The organism is Variovorax stachyos (assembly GCF_051400855.1).
GTDB lineage: Bacteria > Pseudomonadota > Gammaproteobacteria > Burkholderiales > Burkholderiaceae_C > Variovorax.
Window position 1 is genome coordinate 129,780 of the sequence record NZ_JBLFFN010000006.1, and the last position, 22,007, is coordinate 151,786.

The 22,007-nt window shown below is 65.1% G+C and carries 22 protein-coding genes; 17 read left to right on the top strand and 5 right to left on the bottom strand.

Going from position 1 to position 22,007, the window contains the following annotated elements; all coding sequences use genetic code 11:
• Window positions 1–5: 5 nt before the first annotated feature.
• On the bottom strand, window positions 6–2,930 hold the full coding sequence (locus tag ACMGEZ_RS13115; protein ID WP_436822708.1) for a DNA topoisomerase III: 2,925 nt from the start codon (window positions 2,928–2,930) through the stop codon (window positions 6–8).
• Between the two features lie 139 nt (window positions 2,931–3,069).
• On the opposite strand from ACMGEZ_RS13115, the gene ACMGEZ_RS13120 reads away from it, so the two are divergent.
• The 3 genes from ACMGEZ_RS13120 to ACMGEZ_RS13130 are packed head-to-tail and all read left to right on the top strand — an operon-like array spanning window position 3,070 to window position 4,633.
• Window positions 3,070–3,624 carry an SET domain-containing protein gene (locus tag ACMGEZ_RS13120; RefSeq protein ID WP_436822709.1) on the top strand — a complete coding sequence of 185 codons (555 nt, stop codon included), beginning with the start codon at window positions 3,070–3,072 and terminating at the stop codon, window positions 3,622–3,624.
• A 2-nt stretch (window positions 3,625–3,626) separates the two neighbouring features.
• A complete protein-coding gene (locus ACMGEZ_RS13125) occupies window positions 3,627–4,424 on the top strand; it encodes a biotin--[acetyl-CoA-carboxylase] ligase (protein WP_436822710.1) in 798 nt (265 codons plus the stop codon).
• A gap of 5 nt (window positions 4,425–4,429) precedes the next feature.
• Entirely contained in the window at window positions 4,430–4,633 is a 204-nt protein-coding gene (locus ACMGEZ_RS13130) for a sporulation protein (RefSeq protein ID WP_436822949.1), read from the top strand.
• On the opposite strand, the gene ACMGEZ_RS13135 is transcribed toward ACMGEZ_RS13130, so the two are convergent.
• From ACMGEZ_RS13135 to ACMGEZ_RS13145, 3 genes are read right to left on the bottom strand one after another with little or no spacing between them, the layout of a single operon-like run.
• Window positions 4,630–6,078, bottom strand: a complete 1,449-nt coding sequence (locus ACMGEZ_RS13135) for a sensor histidine kinase (RefSeq protein ID WP_436822711.1) — start codon at window positions 6,076–6,078, stop codon at window positions 4,630–4,632. The genes ACMGEZ_RS13130 and ACMGEZ_RS13135 overlap by 4 nt on opposite strands.
• Before the next feature lie 25 nt (window positions 6,079–6,103).
• Window positions 6,104–6,775: a response regulator gene (locus ACMGEZ_RS13140; protein ID WP_436822712.1), complete on the bottom strand. Its 672-nt coding sequence runs from the start codon at window positions 6,773–6,775 to the stop codon at window positions 6,104–6,106.
• Between the two features lie 60 nt (window positions 6,776–6,835).
• Window positions 6,836–7,321, bottom strand: coding sequence for a MarR family winged helix-turn-helix transcriptional regulator (locus tag ACMGEZ_RS13145; protein WP_436822713.1), 486 nt, complete (start codon window positions 7,319–7,321; stop codon window positions 6,836–6,838).
• A gap of 147 nt (window positions 7,322–7,468) precedes the next feature.
• Between ACMGEZ_RS13145 and recA the strand changes: the two genes are divergently transcribed.
• The gene (gene recA, locus ACMGEZ_RS13150; RefSeq protein ID WP_436822714.1) at window positions 7,469–8,536 is read left to right on the top strand and encodes a recombinase RecA; all 1,068 of its coding nucleotides are present in this window, start codon (window positions 7,469–7,471) and stop codon (window positions 8,534–8,536) included.
• A 9-nt stretch (window positions 8,537–8,545) separates the two neighbouring features.
• Window positions 8,546–8,995, top strand: coding sequence for a recombination regulator RecX (gene recX, locus ACMGEZ_RS13155; protein ID WP_436822715.1), 450 nt, complete (start codon window positions 8,546–8,548; stop codon window positions 8,993–8,995).
• 20 nt (window positions 8,996–9,015) lie between these two features.
• Here the strand turns inward: recX and argC are convergent, their stop codons facing one another.
• Window positions 9,016–9,945, bottom strand: coding sequence for an N-acetyl-gamma-glutamyl-phosphate reductase (argC, locus tag ACMGEZ_RS13160; protein ID WP_436822716.1), 930 nt, complete (start codon window positions 9,943–9,945; stop codon window positions 9,016–9,018).
• Between the two features lie 196 nt (window positions 9,946–10,141).
• Here argC and sucC point away from each other — a divergent pair, with 196 nt between their 5' ends.
• The 12 genes from sucC to ACMGEZ_RS13220 all read left to right on the top strand — a co-directional run bounded on the left by sucC (window position 10,142) and on the right by ACMGEZ_RS13220 (window position 21,993).
• On the top strand, window positions 10,142–11,311 hold the full coding sequence (sucC, locus tag ACMGEZ_RS13165; RefSeq protein ID WP_436822717.1) for an ADP-forming succinate--CoA ligase subunit beta: 1,170 nt from the start codon (window positions 10,142–10,144) through the stop codon (window positions 11,309–11,311).
• Window positions 11,312–11,322: 11 nt separating this feature from the next.
• Complete coding sequence (gene sucD, locus ACMGEZ_RS13170; protein WP_436822718.1) at window positions 11,323–12,216, top strand: succinate--CoA ligase subunit alpha; 894 nt, start codon at window positions 11,323–11,325, stop codon at window positions 12,214–12,216.
• 193 nt (window positions 12,217–12,409) lie between these two features.
• Complete coding sequence (locus ACMGEZ_RS13175) at window positions 12,410–13,219, top strand: Stp1/IreP family PP2C-type Ser/Thr phosphatase (RefSeq protein ID WP_436822719.1); 810 nt, start codon at window positions 12,410–12,412, stop codon at window positions 13,217–13,219.
• A gap of 64 nt (window positions 13,220–13,283) precedes the next feature.
• Entirely contained in the window at window positions 13,284–13,934 is a 651-nt protein-coding gene (locus ACMGEZ_RS13180) for an FHA domain-containing protein (RefSeq protein WP_436822720.1), read from the top strand.
• Between the two features lie 39 nt (window positions 13,935–13,973).
• Entirely contained in the window at window positions 13,974–16,244 is a 2,271-nt protein-coding gene (locus tag ACMGEZ_RS13185; RefSeq protein WP_436822721.1) for a CHASE2 domain-containing protein, read from the top strand.
• Between the two features lie 20 nt (window positions 16,245–16,264).
• Window positions 16,265–17,074 carry a 3',5'-cyclic-nucleotide phosphodiesterase gene (locus ACMGEZ_RS13190; RefSeq protein WP_436822722.1) on the top strand — a complete coding sequence of 270 codons (810 nt, stop codon included), beginning with the start codon at window positions 16,265–16,267 and terminating at the stop codon, window positions 17,072–17,074.
• A 202-nt stretch (window positions 17,075–17,276) separates the two neighbouring features.
• Window positions 17,277–17,795 carry a pilin gene (locus ACMGEZ_RS13195; protein ID WP_436822723.1) on the top strand — a complete coding sequence of 173 codons (519 nt, stop codon included), beginning with the start codon at window positions 17,277–17,279 and terminating at the stop codon, window positions 17,793–17,795.
• A 266-nt stretch (window positions 17,796–18,061) separates the two neighbouring features.
• Window positions 18,062–18,286, top strand: coding sequence for an acyl carrier protein (locus ACMGEZ_RS13200; protein WP_436822724.1), 225 nt, complete (start codon window positions 18,062–18,064; stop codon window positions 18,284–18,286).
• Window positions 18,287–18,495: 209 nt separating this feature from the next.
• The gene (locus ACMGEZ_RS13205) at window positions 18,496–19,326 is read left to right on the top strand and encodes a ketoacyl-ACP synthase III (RefSeq protein WP_436822725.1); all 831 of its coding nucleotides are present in this window, start codon (window positions 18,496–18,498) and stop codon (window positions 19,324–19,326) included.
• 3 nt (window positions 19,327–19,329) lie between these two features.
• Window positions 19,330–20,088 carry an SDR family NAD(P)-dependent oxidoreductase gene (locus ACMGEZ_RS13210; RefSeq protein WP_436822726.1) on the top strand — a complete coding sequence of 253 codons (759 nt, stop codon included), beginning with the start codon at window positions 19,330–19,332 and terminating at the stop codon, window positions 20,086–20,088.
• A 7-nt stretch (window positions 20,089–20,095) separates the two neighbouring features.
• Window positions 20,096–20,740 (top strand): NeuD/PglB/VioB family sugar acetyltransferase, encoded by a 645-nt coding sequence (locus ACMGEZ_RS13215; protein WP_436822727.1) that lies wholly within the window; start codon window positions 20,096–20,098, stop codon window positions 20,738–20,740.
• A 26-nt stretch (window positions 20,741–20,766) separates the two neighbouring features.
• Entirely contained in the window at window positions 20,767–21,993 is a 1,227-nt protein-coding gene (locus ACMGEZ_RS13220; RefSeq protein ID WP_436822728.1) for an FkbM family methyltransferase, read from the top strand.
• The last annotated feature ends 14 nt before the right edge of the window (window positions 21,994–22,007 follow it).

Sequence of the window (22,007 nt, forward strand, 5' to 3'; positions counted from 1 at the left end):
GTTCGTCAGCTCAGGTGCTTGCCCACGATCCCTGCGATCTCGAACATGGTCACCTGATCCTTGCCGAACACCGGCCTGAGCTTGGCGTCGGCGTTGATGGCCCGCTTGTTGGCCGCGTCCTGCAGGCCGTTGGCCTTGATGTAGTCCCACAACTTCTTGATGACCTCGGTGCGGGCGACGGGTTCCGCGCCGATCACCGCGGCCAGGGCGCCGCTCGGCTTGAGGCCCGCAGCCGGTTTGCGCGGCGCCTTGGGTGCGGCGGCCTTCTTGGCCGCGGGCGCCTTCGCCTTGGCCGGTGAAGCGGTCTTCTTCGCGGCCGCCGGCGGCGCCTTGCCAAAGCTCTTGCGCGCCGGGAACTTGCTGTCGCGCGGCTCGAACTCGAAGCTCACCTTGCCCTCCTCGGCATTCCAGGCGAGGAAGGCCTTGAACGGCCGGCGCGTGCGCATCGAGACGAACTTGTCCAGCAGGTCGGTCTTGCCGGTGGCCAGCAGCTTCTCGATCTGCGCGCGCTCGATCGGCTGCTGCAAAATGATCTTGCCGGTCTTGAAGTCGCAGCTCGGCGTCGGCTGCGCCTCGGTGGGCACCGACTTCTCGCAGACGTAGTTGCTGGCGTTCTCGAACACCCGCGCACCACATTTCGGACAGGGGCCCAGCGGCTGCTGGTCGCTGAAATCGACGATCTCGCCGGTCTCGCCGTTCTTGTCGTCCCCGAAGTCGAACTCCAGCTTCCAGTTCTTCGCCTCCTCGTCGTACTTGAGGATGATCTCGGAAGTGAAGGGCCAGCCGGCCTTGGAGCGGAAGCCTTCCAGCGGGCCGATGTGCTTGTCGCGCAGCAACTGCTCGGCCTCGGCCACCTCGAAGGTGCGGCCGGCCGGCGACTTGCCGAAGGAAAAGCCGCAGCCCTCCTGTCCCGGCTTGCCGGTGCAGGCATAGCGGCGATAGTTCTCCTTCACCACGCCGCCGCAGTTCGGGCAGGGCGTGGACAGCGTCGCGTAGTCGCCGGGCACGGTGTCGCGGTCGTATTCCTTGGCCTTCTTGACGATGTGCTCCGTCATCCGGGCGATCTCGCGCATGAATTCGGCGCGGCTGAGCTTGCCGTGCTCCATCTGCGCGAGCTTGTATTCCCACTCGCCGGTGAGCTCGGCCTTCGACAGCTCCTCCACGCCCAGTCCGCGCAGCAGCGTCATGAGCTGGAAGGCCTTGGCGGTCGGGATCAGCTCGCGGCCTTCGCGCAGGATGTACTTCTCGGCCAACAGCCCTTCGATGATCGCAGCGCGCGTGGCTGGGGTGCCCAGGCCTTTTTCCTGCATGGCCTCGCGCAGCTCGTCGTCGTCGATGGTCTTGCCGGCGCCTTCCATCGCGCCGAGCAGCGTGGCTTCGGAGTAGCGCGCCGGGGGCCGAGTCTTGAGGGCCTTGAGCTCCGCCGAGTCCACCCGCACGATCTCGCCGGGCTTGACCGGCACGAGGCGCTTGCCGTCCTTGTCGTCTTCCTTTTCGTCGTCCTGGGCTTCCTTGCCGTAGATCGCGAGCCAGCCCGGCTTCACCAGCACCTTGCCGTCGGTCCGGAAGGGGTACTTCTTGCCTCCCTGCTCCACCGTGCTGATGCGCGTGGTGACCTGGTATTCGGCGCTCGGGAAGAACACCGAAAGGAAGCGCCGCACCACGAAGTCGTAGAGCTTCTGCTCGGCCTCCGAGAGGCCACTGGGCGCCTGCAGCGTGGGGATGATCGCAAAGTGATCGCTGACCTTGGCGTTGTCGAAGATGCGCTTCGAAGGCTTCACGTAGTTGTCGTCCAGCGCTTGCCTGGCGAACGGTGCGAGGTGCTTCATGCCGCTGTTGGCGAGCATACCCATGGTCTGCTTGACCACCGGCAGGTAGTCCTCGGGCAGCGCGCGCGAGTCGGTCCGCGGGTAAGTCAGCGCCTTGTGGCGCTCGTAGAGGCTTTGCGCCAGTGCCAGCGTGGTCTTCGCGCTGTAGCCGAAGCGGCTGTTGGCCTCGCGCTGCAGCGAGGTCAGGTCGAACAGCAGGGGAGAGGCGGTGGTGGTGGGCTTGCTTTCCTCGGTGACGCTGGCCGGCTTGCCGCGTGCGGCCTCGGCGATGTCCCTGGCTTCGCGTTCGCTCCAGACGCGGTCGGCGCGCTGCTCGGGATCGGGCAAGCCATCGGGTCCGGGCGGCGGCTTTTTCCAGGACGGGTCAAACCACTTGCCGGGATAGGTGCCCGCCTCGGCCAGGAAGCTGCCGTGCACTTCCCAGTAGTCGCGGCTCACGAACTTGCGGATCTTCTCCTCGCGCTCGACCACCACCGACAGCGTGGGCGTCTGCACCCGCCCCACCGTGGTGAGGAAGAAGCCGCCATCGCGCGAGTTGAACGCCGTCATGGCGCGGGTGCCGTTGATGCCGACCAGCCAGTCGGCCTCCGAGCGCGAGCGCGCGGCGTCGGCCAGGCCCTGCATCTGCTGCTCGGTGCGCAACTGCTCGAAGCCTTCGCGGATCGCCTGTGGCGTCATCGACTGCAGCCACAGGCGCTTGACCGGCTTGCCCAGCGGCGCCTTGCCGCCCGCGTACTGCTCGATCAGGCGGAAGATCAATTCGCCCTCGCGGCCCGCGTCGCAGGCGTTGATGAGCTGCGTCACGTCCTTCCGCCGGGCCTGCTTCACCACGGCATTCAGCCGGGTCTTGGTCTTGTCCACCGGCTTCAGGTCGAAGCGCGGCGGAATCACCGGGAGGTTGGCGAAGCTCCACTTGCCGCGCTTGACGTCGAACTCCTCCGGCGCCTGGATCTCGACCAGGTGGCCGACGGCGCTGGTCACCACGTAGTGCTCGTTCTCGAAATGTTCCTCGTGCTTGTCGAACTTGCCGGCCACCGGCGTCAGCGCGCGCACGATGTCCTGCGCTACCGACGGCTTCTCTGCAATCACCAAAGTCTTCATCAACAGTTCCTCGTATCAGGCCGATGCCGGCCCCGCCGGCAGCAGTGCGGCAGCGTGGGGCCCACATCTACAATCTGCGGCTTCTCGCGTGCGCACGCGCACGCGCACGCGTACATATTCAAACTAACAGACTTCGGCGATGGCTTCCAAATCCCCCACAACCAGCGGTCGCCGCATCCAGACGCGGCGCTCCGGCGTCCACGGCAATGGCGTTTTCGCCGTGCAGGACATCGCGGAGGGCGAGACGCTGATCGAGTACAAGGGCGAGCTGATCTCCTGGAAGGAGGCGCTCAGGCGCCATCCGCACGACCCGTCCCAGCCCAACCACACCTTCTATTTCCACATCGATGACGAGCGTGTGATCGACGGCGGCGTCAAGGGCAATGCGGCGCGCTGGATCAACCATTCCTGCGAGCCCAATTGCGAGGCCGACGAGCACAAGGGTCGGATCTTCATCAAGGCGCTGCGCAACATCGCGGCCGGCGAGGAGCTCAGCTACGACTACGGGCTGATCATCGACGAGCCGATGACGAGGAAGCTCAAGGCCGAGTTCCCTTGCTGGTGTGGTTCCGACCAGTGCCGCGGCACCCTGCTCGCGACCCAGGAGGACGGGAAGAAGGACAAGGACAAGAAAAAGAAGAAGAAAAAGGACAAGAAGTCGAAGAAGGCCGGAAAGAAGGACAGCAAGCACTGACCATGGCCGCCCCCTGGTTCGAAGAGGAAATCGCCGCCGCCGTGTCCCCCCTGCTGCCGGCGCTGGCGGTCGAGGTCGTCGACGAGATCGACTCGACCAGCAGCGAGCTGATGCGGCGTGCCCGCGACGGTCGCGCGCAGCCGGTGCTGCTGGTCGCCCAGCGGCAGACCGCCGGCCGCGGCCGCATGGGCCGGCCCTGGCAAAGCGCACAGGATGCGCGCCAGCCGGCATCGCTCACCTTCTCGCTGGGCCTGCCGCTGATGCCGCGGGACTGGTCCGGGCTGTCGCTCGCCGTCGGCGTGAGCGTGGCGGAGAGCCTGGATCCATCGAACCAGGCCCGCGTCGCGCTCAAGTGGCCCAACGACCTGTGGGTCGACGACCGCAAGCTCGGCGGCATCTTGATCGAGACCGCCCTGCCCCAGGATGGCACCGCCGAGCGCTACCTGGTGATCGGCATCGGCATCAACATCGGCGCGCGCGAGGCCGCGGGCATGAGCGTTGCGCCGGCCTGGATCGCGCAGTGGCGCCCCGAGGCCACCGCCCCCCAACTGCTGCGCGAGATCGTCCCGCCGCTGGTGGCGCACGTGCTGCTGTTCGGCGACCGGGGCTTCGTGCCCTTCGCCGAGCGCTTTGCCGCGCGGGACGCCCTGCGGGGCCGCGAGGTGCAGCTCAGCGACGGCAGCGCCGGCCGCTGTGCCGGGGTCGGCTGGGGCGGCGAGCTGCTGGTGCAGACGCCGGCAGGCATGAAGACCATCACCAGTGCCGAGGTCAGCGTGCGACCGGCGCCACCGAACGTTTGATTGACATGCGGCTGCGCGCGCTCGTCATCCTCCTGCTGTTGGCGAACCTGCTGTACTTCGCCTGGGCGCGCGGCGGGCTGGCCCTGTTCGGCACCGTGCCCGCGCGCCTGAGCCAGAGCGAGCCGGAGCGGCTGAGCCAGCAGATCCGTCCGCAGCTGCTGCAGATCCGCAGGGACGAGAGCCCTGCCCCCGCCGGACCGAAGCCCTAGGCCTGCCCCCGCTCGTTGGCGTCGAAGCGCAGGCTGAAGCGTGCGCCGGGCGGCTGCTGGCCCGGGCGTGCATCTTCCAGAACCACCGTCGCATAGTGCTGCCGCGCGATCTCGAGCACGATCGGCAGGCCCAGGCCCGAGCCGTCGGCCTCGTTGCCGAGCACACGGTAGAAGGGTTGGAACACCAGCTCGCGCTCGCTCTCGGCGATGCCGGGACCGTTGTCCTCCACCTGCAGCACGATGATGCGGCCGAAGGGGTCGCCCAGCACGCGCGCGGTGATCACGCCCGGCCGCCCCGGCACTGAAGGCGTGTAGTTGATCGCGTTGTCCACGAGGTTGCGCACCAGTTCCTTCAGCAGCGTGGGATTGCCTTCCAGCACCACGCCCGGCGCACCCGCCTCGGCTCCGTCATAGCCCAGGTCGATGCGCTTCTCGATGGCGCGCGGTACCGCCTCGCGCACCACTTCGATGGTGAGCTTCGCCAGGTCGCAGGGCTGGCGCGCCACGGCCGCGCCGCTGCCCTCGGCGCGTGCCAGCGACAGCAGCTGGTTCACCGTGTGGGTTGCGCGCACGCTGGCCCGGCCGATCTGCTTGAGCGACTGCTTGAGCTCGTCGGCATTGGCGCCCTCGCGCTGCGCCAGGTCGGCCTGCATGCGCAGCCCCGCAAGCGGCGTCTTGAGCTGGTGCGCCGCATCCGCCAGGAAGCGCTTCTGCGTGCCGATGGACTCGTTGAGCTTGTTCAGCAGCTCGTTGACCGACAGCACCAGCGGCACTACCTCGAGCGGCACCGAGGACTCGTCCAGCGGGCTCAGGTCGCCGGGGCGGCGCTCGCGGATGCGCGCCTCGATCACCGACAGCGGCTTGATGCCGCGCACCAGCGCCAGCCAGATCAGCAGCACCGCCAGCGGCAGGATCGCGAACTGCGGCAGCAGCACCCCCTTGATGATCTCGGTGGCGAGCACCGATTGCTTCTCGCGCGTCTCGGCCAGCTGCAGCAGGGCCAACGGCGCTTCGGGCGTGCGCCCTGCGAGCCAGAGCGATGCGACCCGGACGGGCTGGCCGTAGAGCTCCCCGTCGCGCAGGTAGACCACGCCCGGCGTGGGCACGTCTTCGGTGTTGGTCTGCGGCAGCTCGGGCTCACCGGCGACCACGCGGCCTTCTCCGTCCTGCAGTTGGAAGTACACGTGGTCCGCCTCGTGCGCGCGCAAGATCTCGCGCGCCGAGGCCGTCAGTTCGAAGGGCTGGCGCTCCACTGTCGCGTCCACCAGCTTGGCCAGGGCGCGGATGTTGTATTCGAGCGTGCGGTCGAAGGGCGCGTTGGCGATGCCCTGCGCCACCAGCCAGGTCACGCCGATGCTGACCGGCACCAGCAGGAGGAGCGGCGTGAGCATCCAATCGAGGATCTCGCCGAAGAGGGAGCGCTGCGCGCGTTGGAAGAGTTTCACCGAGCGCTTTGGGAAGGAAGACGGATCAGGGGATTTTTTCGAGGCAATAGCCGAGGCCGCGCACGGTGGCGATGTGGATCGGCCCCTTCTCGATCTTCTTGCGAAGACGGTGGATGTAGACCTCGATCGCGTTGAGGCTCACCTCTTCGCCCCATTCGCACAGGCGCTCGACCAGCTGGTCCTTGCTCACCAGCCGGCCCGCGCGCTGCAGCAGCACCTCGAGCAGGCCCAGCTCGCGCGCGGACAGCTCGACCATCTTGCCGTCGATGGTCGCCACCCGGCCAGCCTGGTCGTAGACCAGCGGGCCGTGCTTGATGGAATTGCTCGTGGCGCCCATGCCGCGCCGGGTGAGGGCGCGCACGCGCGCCTCGAGTTCCTGCAGCGAAAAGGGTTTGGCCATGTAGTCGTCGGCGCCATAGTCCAGGCCTTTGACTCTTTCCTCGACGCTGTCGGCCGCGGTCAGCACCAGCACCGGGAGTTGCGATCCGCGGGCGCGCAGGCGCTTGAGGATTTCGAGGCCGTGCAGGTTGGGCAGGCCCAGGTCGAGGATCAGGAGGTCGAATTCGCTGTTGGTCATCAGCGCGGCATCGGCTTGCGAGCCGGTGGCCACGTGGTCCACCGCCGAGCCCGAGGTGCGCAGGCTGCGCAGCAGCGCATCGGCCAGCACCTGGTCGTCTTCTGCTATCAGTATTCGCATGCCGCGTCTCCAGACATGGCGGGCTTGCGCGGGCCGCCGGGCCGTCTCCCGCCTGCGATTCTAGGCGGCCGCATAGGCTTCGAGCCCAATGGAAACCACTGTGGCGATGTCGTCGCCCACGCTGGCCCGGAACTCGCGTTCGGCCTGCGCCACCGCCTTGCGGAAGGCCTCAAGCCATGCCAGGCCGTCGGCGGTGAACAGCACGCGCCGGGCGCGCGCGTCGTGTGCATCCGGACCGCGCGTCACCAGGCCCCAGGCCTCGCACTGGTCGACCAGCTTGCCCATGGCCTGCTTGGTCATGCCCGCGCGTTCAGCCAGCTCGGTCAGCCGCGAGCCCTCGCGCGCGAGGTGGCGCGTGATGTGGATGTGGGCGGCGCTCACCTGCGCGCGCGCCGCGAGGTTGGACAAGGCGAGCGGCACGTCGGCGTCGTGCGCCATGAGGGCCAGCACACGCTCGTCGAAGCGGCGCATGGCATGGCCCAGCAGGCGGCCCAGGTGGGTCTGGCGCCAAGCGTCGGGATCGATCGGGAATGCAGGGTCCACCATCAGCCCTCGATAGTAAGCCAAGCTGACCAAAAAACGGGTTTACTCAAACCCATGGGCCTCTACACTACTGTTCAGACATCCAGGCTGTTGTTAAAAGCAGTCTCATGAATCCCTCCACAACCCATTGATCCCCAAGGAGTTTTCCACATGGACGCACTCGTCAAAGGCAGCAGCATCTCGGTCGCAGGCAGCGAAAAGGCCAAGGCCCTCCAGGCTGCCCTGGCCCAGATCGAAAAGCAATTCGGCAAGGGCACCATCATGCGGCTGGGCGAAGGCGAGGCGCTGGAGGACATCCAGGTGGTTTCCACCGGCTCGCTGGGCCTGGACATTGCCCTGGGGGTCGGTGGCCTGCCGCGCGGCCGCGTGATCGAGATCTACGGGCCGGAATCCTCGGGCAAGACCACGCTCACGCTGCAGGTCATCGCTCAGATGCAGAAGCAGGCCGGCACCTGCGCCTTCGTCGATGCCGAGCATGCGCTGGACGTCCAGTACGCGCAGAAGCTGGGCGTGAACCTGTCCGACCTGCTGATCAGCCAGCCCGACACCGGCGAGCAGGCCCTGGAGATCGTCGACTCGCTGGTGCGCTCGGGCGCCGTCGACCTGATCGTGGTCGACTCGGTGGCCGCGCTTACGCCCAAGGCCGAAATCGAAGGCGAGATGGGCGATTCGCTGCCCGGCCTGCAGGCGCGGCTCATGAGCCAGGCGCTGCGCAAGCTCACCGCCACCATCAAGAAGACCAACTGCATGGTCATTTTCATCAACCAGATCCGCATGAAGATCGGCGTGATGTTCGGCTCGCCCGAGACCACCACCGGCGGCAATGCGCTGAAGTTCTACGCCTCGGTGCGCCTGGACATCCGCCGTATCGGCACCATCAAGAAGGGCGACGAGGCGATCGGCAACGAGACCAAGGTCAAGGTGGTGAAGAACAAGGTCTCGCCGCCCTTCAAGACGGCCGAGTTCGACATCCTGTTCGGCGAGGGCATCAGCCGCGAAGGCGAGATCATCGACATGGGCGTGGCCGCCAAGATCGTCGACAAGTCGGGCGCCTGGTACGCCTACAACGGCGAGAAGATCGGGCAGGGCCGCGACAACGCACGCGAGTTCCTGCGCGAGAACCCGACGCTCTCGCGCGAGATCGAGAACAAGGTGCGCGAGTCCCTGGGCATTCCGCTCCTGCCCGAGGACGCGGGCGAGAGCGCATCCGGGGGTTGATCACCGGTGATGGCTTCCAGCGCTCCTTCCCTCAAGGGTCGCGCACTGCGACTGCTCGGGCAGCGCGAGCACTCGCGCACCGAACTCGAGCGCAAGCTGGCCAGGTACGAGGAAGAGCCCGGTTCGCTGGCACGCGCGCTCGACGAGCTGACGGCCAAGGACTTCATCAGCGAGGCGCGGGTGGTGCAGTCGGTATTGCACCAGCGCGCAGCCCGTCACGGTGCGGCGCGCGTACGCCAGGAACTGCTGCACAAGGGTGTTGCGCCGGAGGCGGTGGCCGAGGCGGTGGCCAGCCTGGCCGGCAGCGAGCTCGACCGGGCGCGCGAGGTCTGGCGGCAGCGCTTCGGCACCCCGCCGCAGGACGCGGGCGAGCGGGCCAGGCAGGTTCGCTTCATGTTGGCACGCGGCTTCGCCGCAGCCGTGGTGGCCAAGGTGCTGCGCGCGGACTTCGACGAATGAGGGCCTGAGCCCGGCGCGGCTCAGAGGCCCAGCATCAGCTTCAGGTTCTGCACAGCGGCGCCGCTGGCACCCTTGCCCAGGTTGTCCAGGCGGGCGATGACGACCGCATGGCGGTGGTCCTCGTTCGGGAACACGCGGATCTCGAGGTCGTTGGTGCCGTTCAGCCCCAGCGCATCGAGCTTGCCGTCTTCGGTGGGCGGCAGCACCTTCACGAACTGCTCCGGCGTATTGCTCTTGGCGTAATGCGCCGCCAGCGCCTCCTGCAGGTCGCCGGCCTTGGGCTTGCCGGGGAGTTCGTCCAGATGCAGCGGCAGCTGCACCAGCATGCCCTGCTTGAAGTTGCCCACCGAAGGGATGAACACCGGCCGGCGCGTCAGGCCGGTGTACTTCATGATTTCGGGGATGTGCTTGTGCTTGAGGCCGAGGGCATAGGTCTCGAACAGCGGCGCTTCGCCCTTTTCGTGAGCCTCGATCATGGTGCGCCCACCGCCGGAGTAGCCGCTGACGGAGGGCAGGGCGATGGCATGGTCGGCCGGCAGCAGGCCGGCGTCGACCAGCGGGCGCACGATGGCGATGGCGCCGGTCGCGTAGCAGCCGGGGTTGGCGACGCGCTCGGCCTTGGCGACCGCGTCCTTCTGGCCGGCCACCAGCTCGGAAAAGCCGAACACCCAGCCGGGGGCGGTGCGGTGCGCCGTCGAGGCGTCGATGATCTTGGGACGACGGCCCTGGCCTTCGAGTTGGTCGATGAGCGCCACGGACTCGCGCGCCGCATCGTCGTGCAGGCAGAGCACCACCAGGTCGACGCCGGCCATCAGCTCGCGCTTGGCAGCCACGTCCTTGCGCAGCTCGGGGGCGATGCTCACGAGTTCGACCTGCGGCATCTTCTGCAGCCGCTCGCGGATCTGGAGGCCGGTGGTGCCGGCCTCGCCGTCGATGAAGACCTTGGGCATGGTGGAAGCCTCGGAATGCCTGAGAAGGGACGTAAGAAAAAACTACGTAGTGACCGCAGCGGCCGCTCGCCGTTGGTGCGGCGCACCATGATACAGTCGCCTGCTGTCCTCCGCCCGGCCACCCCCGGCGCGCCGTGGCCCGAGGGCAACACGAAATCTCCCGTTCCCCAACCCCTCGTCCCCGAGAGACACCCTCATGAAGATTCACGAGTACCAAGGCAAGGAAATTCTTGCCAAGTTCGGCGTGCCTGTGCCGCGAGGCATCCCGGCATACACGATTCAGGAGGCGGTCGAGGCCGCCCAGAAACTCGGCGGCCCCGTGTGGGTGGTCAAGGCCCAGATCCATGCGGGTGGCCGCGGCAAGGGCGGCGGCGTGAAGGTCGCCAAGAGCATCGACGATGTCAAAAGGCTGGCCGGCGAGATCCTCGGCATGCAGCTCAAGACGCACCAGACCGGCCCCGAAGGCCAGAAGGTCCGCCGCCTCTATATCGAGGACGGCGCCGACATCCAGAAGGAGTACTACGTCTCCGCCGTGACAGATCGCGCGACGCAGAAGGTGGCCTTCATCGCGTCCAGCGAAGGCGGCATGGACATCGAGGAAGTGGCGCACTCCTCGCCCGAGAAGATCATCACCGTCTATGCCGACCCCAAGGACGGCCTGACCGATGCGCAGGCCCGCCAGATCGCTGACGGCATCGGCATCCCGGCCGACTCGACTGCGCAGGCGGTGGACGTCTTCAAGAAGCTCTACACCTGCTACATGGAGACCGACGCGTCTCTGGTCGAGATCAATCCGCTCAATCGCGACAGCAAGGGCAACATCGTCGCGCTCGACGCCAAGTTCAATTTCGACAGCAACGCGCTGTACCGCCACCCCGAGATCGTGGCCTTGCGAGACCTCGATGAAGAAGACCCGGCCGAGGTCGAAGCCAGCAAGTTCGACCTCGCCTACATCAGCCTCGACGGCAACATCGGCTGCCTGGTGAACGGCGCCGGCCTCGCGATGGCCACCATGGACACCATCAAGCTGTTCGGCGGCGAACCGGCCAACTTCCTCGATGTGGGCGGCGGCGCCACCCCCGAGAAGGTGACCGAGGCCTTCAAGATCATGCTGAAGAACAAGAACGTGAAGGCCATCCTGGTCAACATCTTCGGCGGCATCATGAAGTGCGACACCATCGCCACCGGCGTGATCGCAGCCTGCAAGGCGGTCAACCTGCAAGTGCCGCTGGTGGTGCGCATGAAGGGCACCAACGAGGCCGAAGGCAAGAAGCTGCTGGCCGGCTCCGGCCTCCCCATCATCAGCGCCGACACCATGGCGGAAGCGGCCCAGAAGGTCGTGGCCGCGGTCAAAAAAGCCGCCTAAGGAATATCGTCATGTCGATCTACATCAACAAAGACACCAAAGTCATCACCCAGGGGATCACCGGCAAGACCGGCCAGTTCCACACCGAGAAGTGCCAGGAATACGCGAACGGCAAGAACTGCTTCGTGGCCGGCGTGAACCCGAAGAAGGCCGGCGAGTCGATCTTCAACATCCCGATCTTCGGCTCCGTGAAGGAAGCCGCGAAGCAGACCGGCGCCACCGTCTCGGTGATCTACGTGCCGCCGGCCGGCGCCGCCGCTGCCATCTGGGAAGCGGCCGAGGCCGACCTCGACATGGCCATCTGCATCACCGAGGGCATCCCGGTTAGGGACATGCTCGAGGTGCGCAACAGGATGAAGGCCAAGGTCGCCGCAGGCGGCAAGGAAACGCTGCTGCTCGGCCCAAACTGCCCCGGCCTGATCACGCCCGACGAGATCAAGATCGGCATCATGCCCGGCCACATCCACCGCAAGGGCCGCATCGGCGTCGTCAGCCGCTCCGGCACGCTGACCTATGAGGCCGTCGCGCAGCTCACCGAGATCGGCCTCGGCCAGTCGAGCGCCGTGGGCATCGGCGGCGACCCGATCAACGGCCTCAAGCACATCGACGTGATGAAGGCCTTCAACGACGATCCCGACACCGATGCCGTCATCATGATCGGCGAAATCGGCGGCCCCGACGAGGCCGACGCGGCCCGCTGGTGCAAGGACCACATGAAGAAGCCGGTGGTCGGCTTCATCGCCGGCGTGACTGCCCCTCCGGGCAAGCGCATGGGCCATGCGGGCGCCCTCATCTCGGGCGGTGCGGACACGGCGGAAGCCAAGCTCGCGATCATGGAAGAATGCGGATTCAAGATCACGCGCAACTTCTCGGAACTGGGCAAGCTCCTCAAAGCACAGATCTGATCTGCCGACTTTCCCGGCCACAAGAAGAAAAGCGCTCGCAATTCACATTGCGGGCGCTTTTTCAATACAACAGTGGAAAAGAGACATGGAATATCTGCAAACTGCCGGCTCTGGATCGGCCTCGTCGTGGCAGCAGCGTGCTGTCACGGCTGTGCAATGATCGCGGCCCACTGATCTCCAAGCTCATCGATTCATGGCGAACCTCGGCGCATCCGTTTCCCCTGACACCGGCGCGCTCACCTGGGACTTTGCCGCGCTCACAGATCCTGGCAGGGTGCGCGCCAACAACGAGGACACGATCGCCTTCGACCCCTCACTGGGCCTGGTGCTGCTGGCCGACGGGATGGGCGGCTACAACGGCGGCGAGGTGGCCAGCGGCATGGCCGTCGCGCTGCTGCAGGCCAGCTTCGGCCGCTGGCTCGCCCACGCAGGGCCGAACGCCAACCCCCGAGCCGTGCGGCGCGCCCTGCAAGCCGGCACGGACGAGGCCAATGCGGCCGTCCTGGAAGCCGGCGTGGCCAATCTGCAGTTGCAGGGCATGGGCACCACGCTCGTGCTGGCCGCCTTCGGCCCGCGCCGCGCGATCGTCGGCCACATCGGTGACTCGCGCTGCTACCGACTGCGCAATGAAAGGCTGGAGTTGCTCACGCGCGACCATTCGTTGCTGCAGGAGCAGCTCGATGCCGGTGCCATCACGCCCGAGCAGGCCAGCCTGTCGCCGCACCGCAACCTGGTGACCCGCGCGCTGGGGATCGAGCGCCATGTCGAGCTCGAAATGCACGAGCACAACGTGAAGGCTGGCGACGTTTTCCTGCTATGTTCGGACGGCCTCAGCGAGATGGTGCCCGAGGGGCAGCTTTTCACGATTCTGTTACAACAAGCTGCGCTGTCTGAAAAGGCAGCGCTTTTGGTTGCAGCCGCGAACGAAAATGGTGGCAAGGACAATATCTCGGTTGTCCTGGCCAGGGCCGGTTCGAGCGAGGCGCCGCAGGCATCCGGATAGGCAGGCTCGAGTACCCGCTGCAGGTGACCTCCGTGACACAACAAATGAGATCCAGGAGTCGGCCATGCCGAAAATGATCGTTTCGATCGACGGCGTCGTCATCAAGGAAGTGACGCTCGCCAAAGATCGCACCACGCTGGGCCGGCGCCCGTACAACGACATCGTGATCGACAACCTGGCGATCAGCGGTGAGCATGCCGTGCTGCACATGATCGGCGGCGATGTCTACCTGGAAGATCTCAACAGCACCAACGGCACCTACGTCAACGGGCGTGCCGTCAAGAAGCAGGCACTCGAGCACAACGACGTCATCGAGGTCGGCAAGTACAAGATCCGCTACCTGGTGGGTGGCGGCGCAGCCGAAGGCGCGGGGCACGCCCCCACCATTCTGGCGGCGTCCTCGGAGCCGATCCCTCTTTCGTCCGCGCCCACGGTCCATACGCCGCTGGGAGGCTCCACCGGCGTGGCCGTCATCCGCGTTCTATCGGGCAGCGGCGCCGGGCGCGAGCTCTCGCTGCAGAAGGTCGTCACCACCATCGGCAAGCCCGGCGTCGCCGTGGCGGCGGTCACCCGGCGCCTGCACGGCTACGTGGTGGCGCCGATCGACGGCGGCACGGTCCTCAATGGCGAGCCCCTGGGCAACGAGGCGGTCGCCCTGCAAGACGGCGACGTGCTCGAGCTCGGCGGCACGCGGATGCAGTTCGTCGCCAACTGACCGCGTGAAGCGCAAGCGCCGCCGCGCCTTCCGCCCCGCATGAAGGGACTGCGGCGGCACGGCGCCCGCATCGCCATTACCCTGCTGCCGGTGATGCTCATGCTGCTGCACGCGGCGGGCACCTGGCGGCTCCCCCTGCTGGAGCGGCTGGACCAATTCATCTACGACGCCCGGCTGCGTGCCACCATGCCGGGCACGCTCGACCCGCGCATCGTGATCGTCGACATCCACGAACCCAGCTTGCAACAGCTCGGGCAATGGCCCTGGAGCCGCGACAAGCTCGCCCGCCTCACCGACGAGCTGATGGGGCGGCAGCGAGCCGCAGTGCTGGGCTTCGATGTGCTTTTCGCCGAACCTGATACCAGCTCGGGCCTGCCCGTTCTGCGCCAGCTCGCCGCCGGACCGTGGCACGACGATCCGAAGTTCGCCGCCGAGATCGAGCGGCTCGCGCCGCAGCTCGATCACGACGCCCTGTTCGCGAAATCGCTCGCCGGCCGGCGCGTGGCGCTCGGCTACTACTTCACACAAGCGGCGGAGGCGCGCGCCACCGGGCGGCTGCCGACGCCGGCGCTGCTGGCCCAGGCCTTTCCTCCGGGACTGGACTACGTCGCGCGCTGGAACGGCTTCGGCGCCAACATCCCGGCACTGGCGACGGCTGCGCCGGAAGCCGGCTTCTTCAATGTCGTGCTCGATCCGCACGAGGATGGCGTCGTGCGCTCGGTACCGCTGCTCGCCCGCTACGACGGCCCGGACGCACACCCCGGCTACTACGCGTCGCTCGCGCTGGTCGTGCACCGGCTGATCGAGGGATCGCCGCCCGCCCTGACACCCGTGTTCGCGCCGGCTGCCAGCCCGGGCGGATCGCCGGCGCTGGAAGCCCTGCAGCTGAGCACGGGCGCCGCCCGCCTGCGCGTGCCGGTCGACCAGAGCGCCAGCATGCTGGTGCCCTTCCGCGGCCCCGGCGGTGCGCGCGGCGGCTCCTTTCGCTACGTGCCCGCGGCACAGGTTTTGGCCGGCGCGCTCGGCCCCGGCGAGCTCGAAGGAAAGGTGGTGCTCATCGGCACCACCGCCCCCGGCCTGCAGGACCTGCGATCGACACCTGTCGGCGCTGTCTTCCCTGGCGTGGAAGTGCACGCCAACATCATCTCCGGCCTCATGGACCGGCGACTGCTCGTTGCGCCCGACTACGCCGCCGGCTACGAGCTCGTCACGGTGCTCGCCGCGGGGCTGCTGCTGGCCGTCGGACTGTCGCTGTTATCGGCGCCGCGGGCGGCCCTGCTTGCCTTGTTCACTGCGGCCGCCTTGGCGGGGCTGAACAGCTGGCTCTACCTCGAGGCCGGCCTGGTGCTGCCGCTGGCAGCCGCACTCGTCATGGTGCCGCTCGCCTTCGCCTTCAGTATGAGCTGGGGCTATTTCGTCGAGGCGCGCGCCAGCCGCAGCCTGGCCAGGCTCTTCGGCACCTACGTGCCGCCGCAGCTGGTCGACGAGATGCGCGCCGACCCCAGCCGCTACAGCATGCGGGCCCAGGGCAAGCAGCTCACCGTCATGTTCTGCGACATGCGCGGCTTCACCCGGCTGTCGGAGCAGATGGCGCCCGTCGAGCTGCAGGCCTTCCTGAACACCGTCTTCAGCCGCCTGACCCAGATCATCAGCGAGCACCGGGGCACCATCGACAAGTACATGGGCGACTGCGTCATGGCCTTCTGGGGCGCACCGGTCGACACGCCCGGCCACGCCGCCCTGGCCGTCGAGGCCGCCCTGCACATGGCCGCGGCCGTGCGGGAGATCAACGGCGCGCATCGCGACAGTGGGCGTCCAGAGATCAGCGTGGGCATCGGCATCAACACCGGCCTCATGAGCGTCGGCGACATGGGCTCCGCCGTGCGGCGTAGCTACACCGTGGTCGGCGACGCGGTCAACCTCGCTTCCCGGCTCGAAGGGCTGAGCAGCCACTACGGCATCGAGATCGTCGCCAGCGCCGCGACCCAGAGCGCGGCCCCGGACTTCGTCTGGCAGGAACTCGATCTGGTGCGGGTCAAGGGCAAGGCCCGGGCCGTCCGGATCTTCACCCCCCTGGGCCGGATGGGCGATTCGGCAGAGGGGTCGCACGAGGCGCTCGTGCAGTGGGCTCGTACACTCGACGCTTACCGCGCGCAGGATTGGTATCGAGCGCAACACCTGCTGGCCCCGCTGCTCGCTGCCGATGCCAAAAAAGTCCTTTACCAGTTGTACGCCGAACGTTTAGCCTCGCTGGCGTTGCGGCCCAAGGACCCCGACTGGGACGGCGCAACCCGGTTCGACAGCAAATAGCAGATAAGGGCTCTCGCAAAATGCAGGTGCGCGTGTTGGGGTGCTCGGGCGCCATCGCCAAGGACTGCCGCACGACCTCGTTCTTGGTCGACAGCGATCTGCTGGTCGACGCCGGCACCGGCGTCGGCGACCTGAGCCTCGAAGAAATGGGCGCCATCGACGACGTCGTGCTCACCCATTCCCACCTCGACCACGTGGCCGCATTGCCGCTGATGCTCGACGCGGTCGCCAGCCGCCGCAACAAGCCGCTGCGCGTGCATGCCCTGCGCGCGACCATCGAGGCGCTGCGGGCCCACGTGTTCAACAACGTCATTTGGCCGGATTTCGCGAGCATTCCCAGCCTAGAGGCACCGTTCGTGAGCTTCCACGACATCGTGGTCGGGCAGGAGCTCCAGTTGGGAACGCAGGCGCCGAAGAACATCGAGGTGCTGCCGGCCGTCCACACCGTGCCGGCCTGCGGCTATGCCGTGCGCTGCGCCAAGGGCGGGCCGCATTGGGTCTTCAGCGGGGATACCGAGCGCAATCCGGCGTTCTGGCAGCGGGTGAATCAGCTGGATGTGGCGATGCTGGTGATCGAGACGGCATTCAGCAACCGGGAGCAGGCCCTGGCGCGGCGCAGCCTTCATTTGTCGCCGGCGACGCTGGCGGATGAATTGGCGCACATTCCGGTGGACAAGGGCTACCCGATCTACATCACGCACACCAAGCCGGCGGAGACCGAGGAGATCATGAGCCAGATTGCCGGGCTGGCGGATGGGTCGCAGATGCACGGGGGGGGGCGGGGGTGGGACATTCGGTGGCTGGAGGCGGCGAGGGTGCTGCAGGTCTGACTTGGAGCGTCGGCGGACTGACAAATTTGTCGGTCCGCTGTTCTTCGGGAACAACAAAATCTGTCACACGCTGTAACTGACACCGGAGCTTGTAAGCTCTTTTACTTCAGTCGGGCAGTTGTAACGAGGTGGCACGGATGCTGCGGAAGGTTGAACGCACCGGGGGCCCCTCCTCGGCCATCAACCAACAGGAGTTTCTTGAATGAACCGTCGTTCTATCGCACGCAACGTGCAAAAGGGTTTCACCCTTATCGAATTGATGATCGTTGTGGCGATCATCGGTATCTTGGCGGCCGTGGCGCTGCCGGCTTATCAGGATTACACCGTCCGGGCGAAGGTTACAGAAGGCCTGAGCTTAGCCGGCGCAGCAAAGACCGCTGTCGCAGAGAACGCTGCTAACGGGGCCCCTTACGCCTCTGGCTGGACGGCCCCTGCTGCAACTAAGAACGTGGCGAGCATGACAATCGACCAAGCTGCCGGCTACATCACCATCACATTTGACGGTTCTATTGATGGCGGCAGCAAGACGTTAATTCTGAACCCGATCAACGGCAGTAAGACTGCGGGCCAAGTGTTCACCGGTGGCACCGCGACTTCAACCACGATTCCTACGGCTGGCTCAATCAGCTGGACTTGCACCTCAGGAGGCACTCCGGCCGCTGTTCTGGGCCAGAAGGGCACGCTGCAGGGCAAATACGCCCCCGCCGAGTGCCGGACCTGATTTCGCGACGCTTAAATGAGAAGGCCGCCCTCGGGTGGCTTTCTTTTTTTGCAATCTTCTGCTCTGCACTGCTTGGCTGTCTCAACCCTCTGCAGCATGGCGCAAAAGATCCAATTTTTGACCAAGGGGTAGCATTGTTGAGCCAAGCTACGAAGTAGATCGACTTTCTGCGCAATATTGGCCGGGCAGTGACATGGTGTTTTTTGACAGCCCCGTGTGTGAGGTACACTGGCCAACAGGAAAGCATGTCAAACGCAGGGTGCAATATGACCACTATTGAAAAATTTATTGATGATTTTCTAGTTGCAGTTGATTTTCAGGAGATGGTTAAAGTTGAACCAGAAACTGAACTCCGCTCACTACCCGAGTGGGACTCGCTTGCAGCTCTAGGCGTAATTGTTATGTTCGACGTGGACTATGGGAAGACTATAGTTGGGGATGATTTAAAGGATTGCGCAACCGTCGCCGATCTTTACAAGCTTCTGGGGTAATTATGGGCTTGTGTACTATTCACAACGTCCGTCTTGCAGGCATGACTTCCTGCGTTCCGAAGAGGATGTTGTCAAACTTGGAAGACTGCCCTCCTACTAAGCGATCAGAGCGAGAACGACTCGTCCGAAACATTGGCATTCGAAATCGCCGCATCTGCCCTGACTGGCAATGTTTTTCGGATTTAGCATTCGATGCCACTGAGAAGTTATTGGCTGAATTGGAGTGGGGTCGGGATGAAATCGACGCGCTTATTGTCATCACACAATCGCCAGACTACCTGATCCCTTCTACGGCAATCATCCTCCAAGATAGATTAGAGCTCTCGCATTCCATCATTGCCTTTGACGTCAATCTGGGCTGCTCTGGATATCCTTTTGGCATTCATCTGCTTGGAAGTATGATCTCTGCCGGAGTCATTAAAAAGGCTCTGCTCTTGGTGGGGGATAAATCGGCCAATATCAACGATCCTTTGTTTTCCGATGCGGGAACTGCGACGGCCTTGGAATTCGATCCAAACGCCGCGCCCATGTACTTCGATCTAAACAGCGACGGCAGTGGATACAAGGCGATCATTAAGCCGGTGGGCGGACATCGAGAGCCCTATGCCTACCATCACGGAATCCCGACCCGCGACGCCCATGGCGATTTGCATTGGCCTGACGAATTGGTTCTCGACGGTCCCGCCGTATTGAGCTTTTCCACTCAGCGCGTCCCCCCCTCAGTCACACGGGCATTGGAATATGCCGGCCTCATTAAGGACCAGGTAGATCACTTCGTGTTCCACCAAGCCAACCGGATGATCAACGAGACCATCCGCAAGAAGTTGGGCCTTCCCCAAGAAAAGGTGCCCTCTACGCTGCAAGATTTCGGCAATACCAGCGGCGCATCGTTGCCCGTGACAATGACGGTGTGCCTTAACGAAACGCTGTCCAGGGGGAAGCACAAGGTGCTGCTAAGCGGGTTCGGGATCGGCTTGTCATGGGGCGTCTGTATTTTGGACATCGAGAATGCAAAGTTTCCGGCCCTGCTGGAATCCTGATTCATGGAATCCACTAACCCGTTCTCGCTAACCGACCGGCGCATTCTCGTCACGGGCGCAACGTCCGGCCTGGGGTATGCGATCGCCTTGGCCTGTGCACACATGGGCGCAGAAGTGCTCGGCGCTGGGCGGGACGAGGAACGTCTGCGACGCACACAGCAGGCGCTAGAGGCAGCGTCCCCCAGGCCTCATCGCACGGTCCGCGCAGACTTGACGCAAGCTGCGGATCGCGAGGCACTGGTCGCCTCTCTGGGCGCGCCGATCCATGGCTTGGCCCATAGCGCCGGTATTTCCCGGCTGTCCCCCGTCCGAATGCTGACCCAACAGCACCTGCAGGAAGTGCAGGCCATCAATGTGGATGCGCCAATGCTGCTGACCCAGGCACTGCTCAAGCGCAACCTGATCGCCGCAAACGGTTCGATCATGTTCATCGCCTCCATTGCCGCTCACATAGGCGTGCCAGGCGTAGCAGCCTATTCGGGAACGAAAGCGGCGCTCATCGCGATGATGCGTTGCTTGGCCATGGAGGTGGTGAAGCGGCGCATCCGCGCCAACTGCCTGTCTCCCGCGTTGGTCGAGACTCCTTTGCTTGACGCTACCGCGACGATGGTTGGCTCCATGGAAGAAGAACGCAAGAACTACCCATTGGGATTTGGCAAGCCCGAGGACGTGGCCAATGCGGCCGTGTTTCTGCTGTCCGACGCAAGCCGCTGGATCACCGGAACCACCATCGTCATGGACGGTGGTTTGACCATTAGCTAGGCTGAGCATGCAAGACAACCGCCGCACTCTGCTGATCGTCGGCGCCGGCGGCTTCGGGCGCGAAGTGCTTGGATACATCGAGGACGACAACCCGCTGTTTCGCGTCAAGGGCTTCCTGGACGGTCGCAGCCATGTGCTCGACGCGACGCCGCGCAGCGTCGGCATCGTGGGCGATCCGCTCACCTATCAGCCCCAATCCGACGAAGTGTTCATGGCGGCGTTGGGGGATCCCCAAATGCGCTTCAAATTCACCGCGGTACTGCGCGATGTGCATAACGTCGACTTCGCCACGGTCGTGCACCCGCGCGCCAACATCAGCCGGCACGCCCGCTTGCGCCATGGCTGCATCATTGCGCCCCAGGTCGGCATCTCGGTGGACGTCCAGATCGGCGAATTCACGTGCATTCAGGAATACACCGTGGTCGGCCACGATGCCCAGATCGGCAACTGGTGCCAGATCAACAGCCACTGCACCATCGCCGGCGGCGCACGCATCGGGAACTTCGTGACTATCCATCCCAACAGCGTTGTCACCAGCCGTGCCGCGATCGGCGACGGTGCTGTAGTGGCTCCGGGCAGTGTGGTCATAGGACGAATCCCGGCCGGCGTCACGGTGTTGGGCAATCCGGCACGGCGGTTCAGCTTTCGATGACATCTGGGGCACTTACAGGATTTGTTATGGATTCAATGACCACTCATTCGGACTCCTGGCGCTGCCGTGATATCGAGCCTGCGAACGCGCTATCACTTCTCAGAGCGATGGTCGAAGAGGCCTCGAGCGATCCCTTGTTCTGCATACCGACGAAGGCATCTCGCATCTGGAATACGAGCGGCCCGGAAACCGAGGTGGTGTTGCTGGGGGCGACGCCGTTCAGTCGCACCTTCTTGTCGGAGGCGAGCGGCCACTGTCGCGTCGTCGGCGTGCTGGACGACTTCAGAGCTCCATCGGGAGAGCTGTTCGAGGGTCATCCCATCATCGATACGGCAACTCTGCTGGCGATGGCAGGACGATCAGAGCGCCTCATTACGGTCAGCGGCTGCCGCTACGACTTTTCTCGGCGTCACTTTAAGCGTCTGACGGCGACCCATGACATCCCCCATCTCAATTTTGAGCAGGCAATGCGTCTGCTGCGTCTGAATCCAGCCAAGGATCATCGTGTAGAGGACTGGGGACCCACCATCCTTGGGCGCTGGCCTGAATGGTTGCAGCTGGCCGATCGAATGGAGGACGAGCTCTCCCGGCACACGCTCTACGGCGTCCTGATGACCCATTTGTCGTGCAATCCGGAGTGGGCTCTGCATATCGCCCGGCCTTACTGCACGCTGTACTTCCGATCGGGTCTCTGGACGACCACTTCTCGCGAGCGATTCGCGGACTGCGGTGCCTCTATTGCGGAGTCCACCAGCGCACTCATGGACGTGACGGACGGCAAGTTCGAGCGCATCTGGATGATTGAGCCAGACCGCAAGAACGTTGAGACCCTGCGCAAATTCAAGAAGAACCTTGCCGAGTCATGGTCCGATCGGATAACCATCCATGCTTGCGCGCTCAGTGATGCCCCCTCGCGCATGGCGTTTCGGCACGAAGGCGGCCACGGCGGGACTCTTGCCGAGTCGGCTGACTTGCGGGCAGAGGACTACGTCGATGTCGCGCGGCTTGATGACCTACTCGATATGGAGCCCACGCTCGTCAAGATGGACATCGAAGGGGCGGAGCTCGCTGCGCTGCAAGGTGCGGCAGCGTGCGTGAGTGCTGCCCGTCCCAAGCTGGCACTGTCCGCCTATCATCGCGCGTCCGACCTGCTCGATCTCAGCGAGGCTGCCTTGCGCCTCAATCCGGACTACCGCATTGGCTTGAGGCACCATACGGAGGAGCGCTGGGATACCTGCCTTTACTGCTACTGATGCAGGCAGGCCTG

What these genes read in the sequence shown, in the direction of transcription:
- ACMGEZ_RS13190 (WP_436822722.1), top strand. Translation starts at nt 16,265, where the DNA reads ATGCAGGTGCGCGTGTTGGGGTGCTCGGGCGCCATCGCCAAGGACTGC.
- ACMGEZ_RS13125 (WP_436822710.1), top strand. Translation starts at nt 3,627, where the DNA reads ATGGCCGCCCCCTGGTTCGAAGAGGAAATCGCCGCCGCCGTGTCCCCC.
- ACMGEZ_RS13185 (WP_436822721.1), top strand. Translation starts at nt 13,974, where the DNA reads ATGAAGGGACTGCGGCGGCACGGCGCCCGCATCGCCATTACCCTGCTG.
- ACMGEZ_RS13200 (WP_436822724.1), top strand. Translation starts at nt 18,062, where the DNA reads ATGACCACTATTGAAAAATTTATTGATGATTTTCTAGTTGCAGTTGAT.
- sucD (WP_436822718.1), top strand. Translation starts at nt 11,323, where the DNA reads ATGTCGATCTACATCAACAAAGACACCAAAGTCATCACCCAGGGGATC.
- ACMGEZ_RS13215 (WP_436822727.1), top strand. Translation starts at nt 20,096, where the DNA reads ATGCAAGACAACCGCCGCACTCTGCTGATCGTCGGCGCCGGCGGCTTC.
- ACMGEZ_RS13175 (WP_436822719.1), top strand. Translation starts at nt 12,410, where the DNA reads ATGGCGAACCTCGGCGCATCCGTTTCCCCTGACACCGGCGCGCTCACC.
- ACMGEZ_RS13120 (WP_436822709.1), top strand. Translation starts at nt 3,070, where the DNA reads ATGGCTTCCAAATCCCCCACAACCAGCGGTCGCCGCATCCAGACGCGG.
- recX (WP_436822715.1), top strand. Translation starts at nt 8,546, where the DNA reads ATGGCTTCCAGCGCTCCTTCCCTCAAGGGTCGCGCACTGCGACTGCTC.
- ACMGEZ_RS13130 (WP_436822949.1), top strand. Translation starts at nt 4,430, where the DNA reads ATGCGGCTGCGCGCGCTCGTCATCCTCCTGCTGTTGGCGAACCTGCTG.
- ACMGEZ_RS13220 (WP_436822728.1), top strand. Translation starts at nt 20,767, where the DNA reads ATGGATTCAATGACCACTCATTCGGACTCCTGGCGCTGCCGTGATATC.
- ACMGEZ_RS13210 (WP_436822726.1), top strand. Translation starts at nt 19,330, where the DNA reads ATGGAATCCACTAACCCGTTCTCGCTAACCGACCGGCGCATTCTCGTC.
- ACMGEZ_RS13180 (WP_436822720.1), top strand. Translation starts at nt 13,284, where the DNA reads ATGCCGAAAATGATCGTTTCGATCGACGGCGTCGTCATCAAGGAAGTG.
- sucC (WP_436822717.1), top strand. Translation starts at nt 10,142, where the DNA reads ATGAAGATTCACGAGTACCAAGGCAAGGAAATTCTTGCCAAGTTCGGC.
- ACMGEZ_RS13115 (WP_436822708.1), bottom strand. Translation starts at nt 2,930, where the DNA reads ATGAAGACTTTGGTGATTGCAGAGAAGCCGTCGGTAGCGCAGGACATC.
- ACMGEZ_RS13195 (WP_436822723.1), top strand. Translation starts at nt 17,277, where the DNA reads ATGAACCGTCGTTCTATCGCACGCAACGTGCAAAAGGGTTTCACCCTT.
- ACMGEZ_RS13145 (WP_436822713.1), bottom strand. Translation starts at nt 7,321, where the DNA reads ATGGTGGACCCTGCATTCCCGATCGATCCCGACGCTTGGCGCCAGACC.
- argC (WP_436822716.1), bottom strand. Translation starts at nt 9,945, where the DNA reads ATGCCCAAGGTCTTCATCGACGGCGAGGCCGGCACCACCGGCCTCCAG.
- ACMGEZ_RS13140 (WP_436822712.1), bottom strand. Translation starts at nt 6,775, where the DNA reads ATGCGAATACTGATAGCAGAAGACGACCAGGTGCTGGCCGATGCGCTG.
- recA (WP_436822714.1), top strand. Translation starts at nt 7,469, where the DNA reads ATGGACGCACTCGTCAAAGGCAGCAGCATCTCGGTCGCAGGCAGCGAA.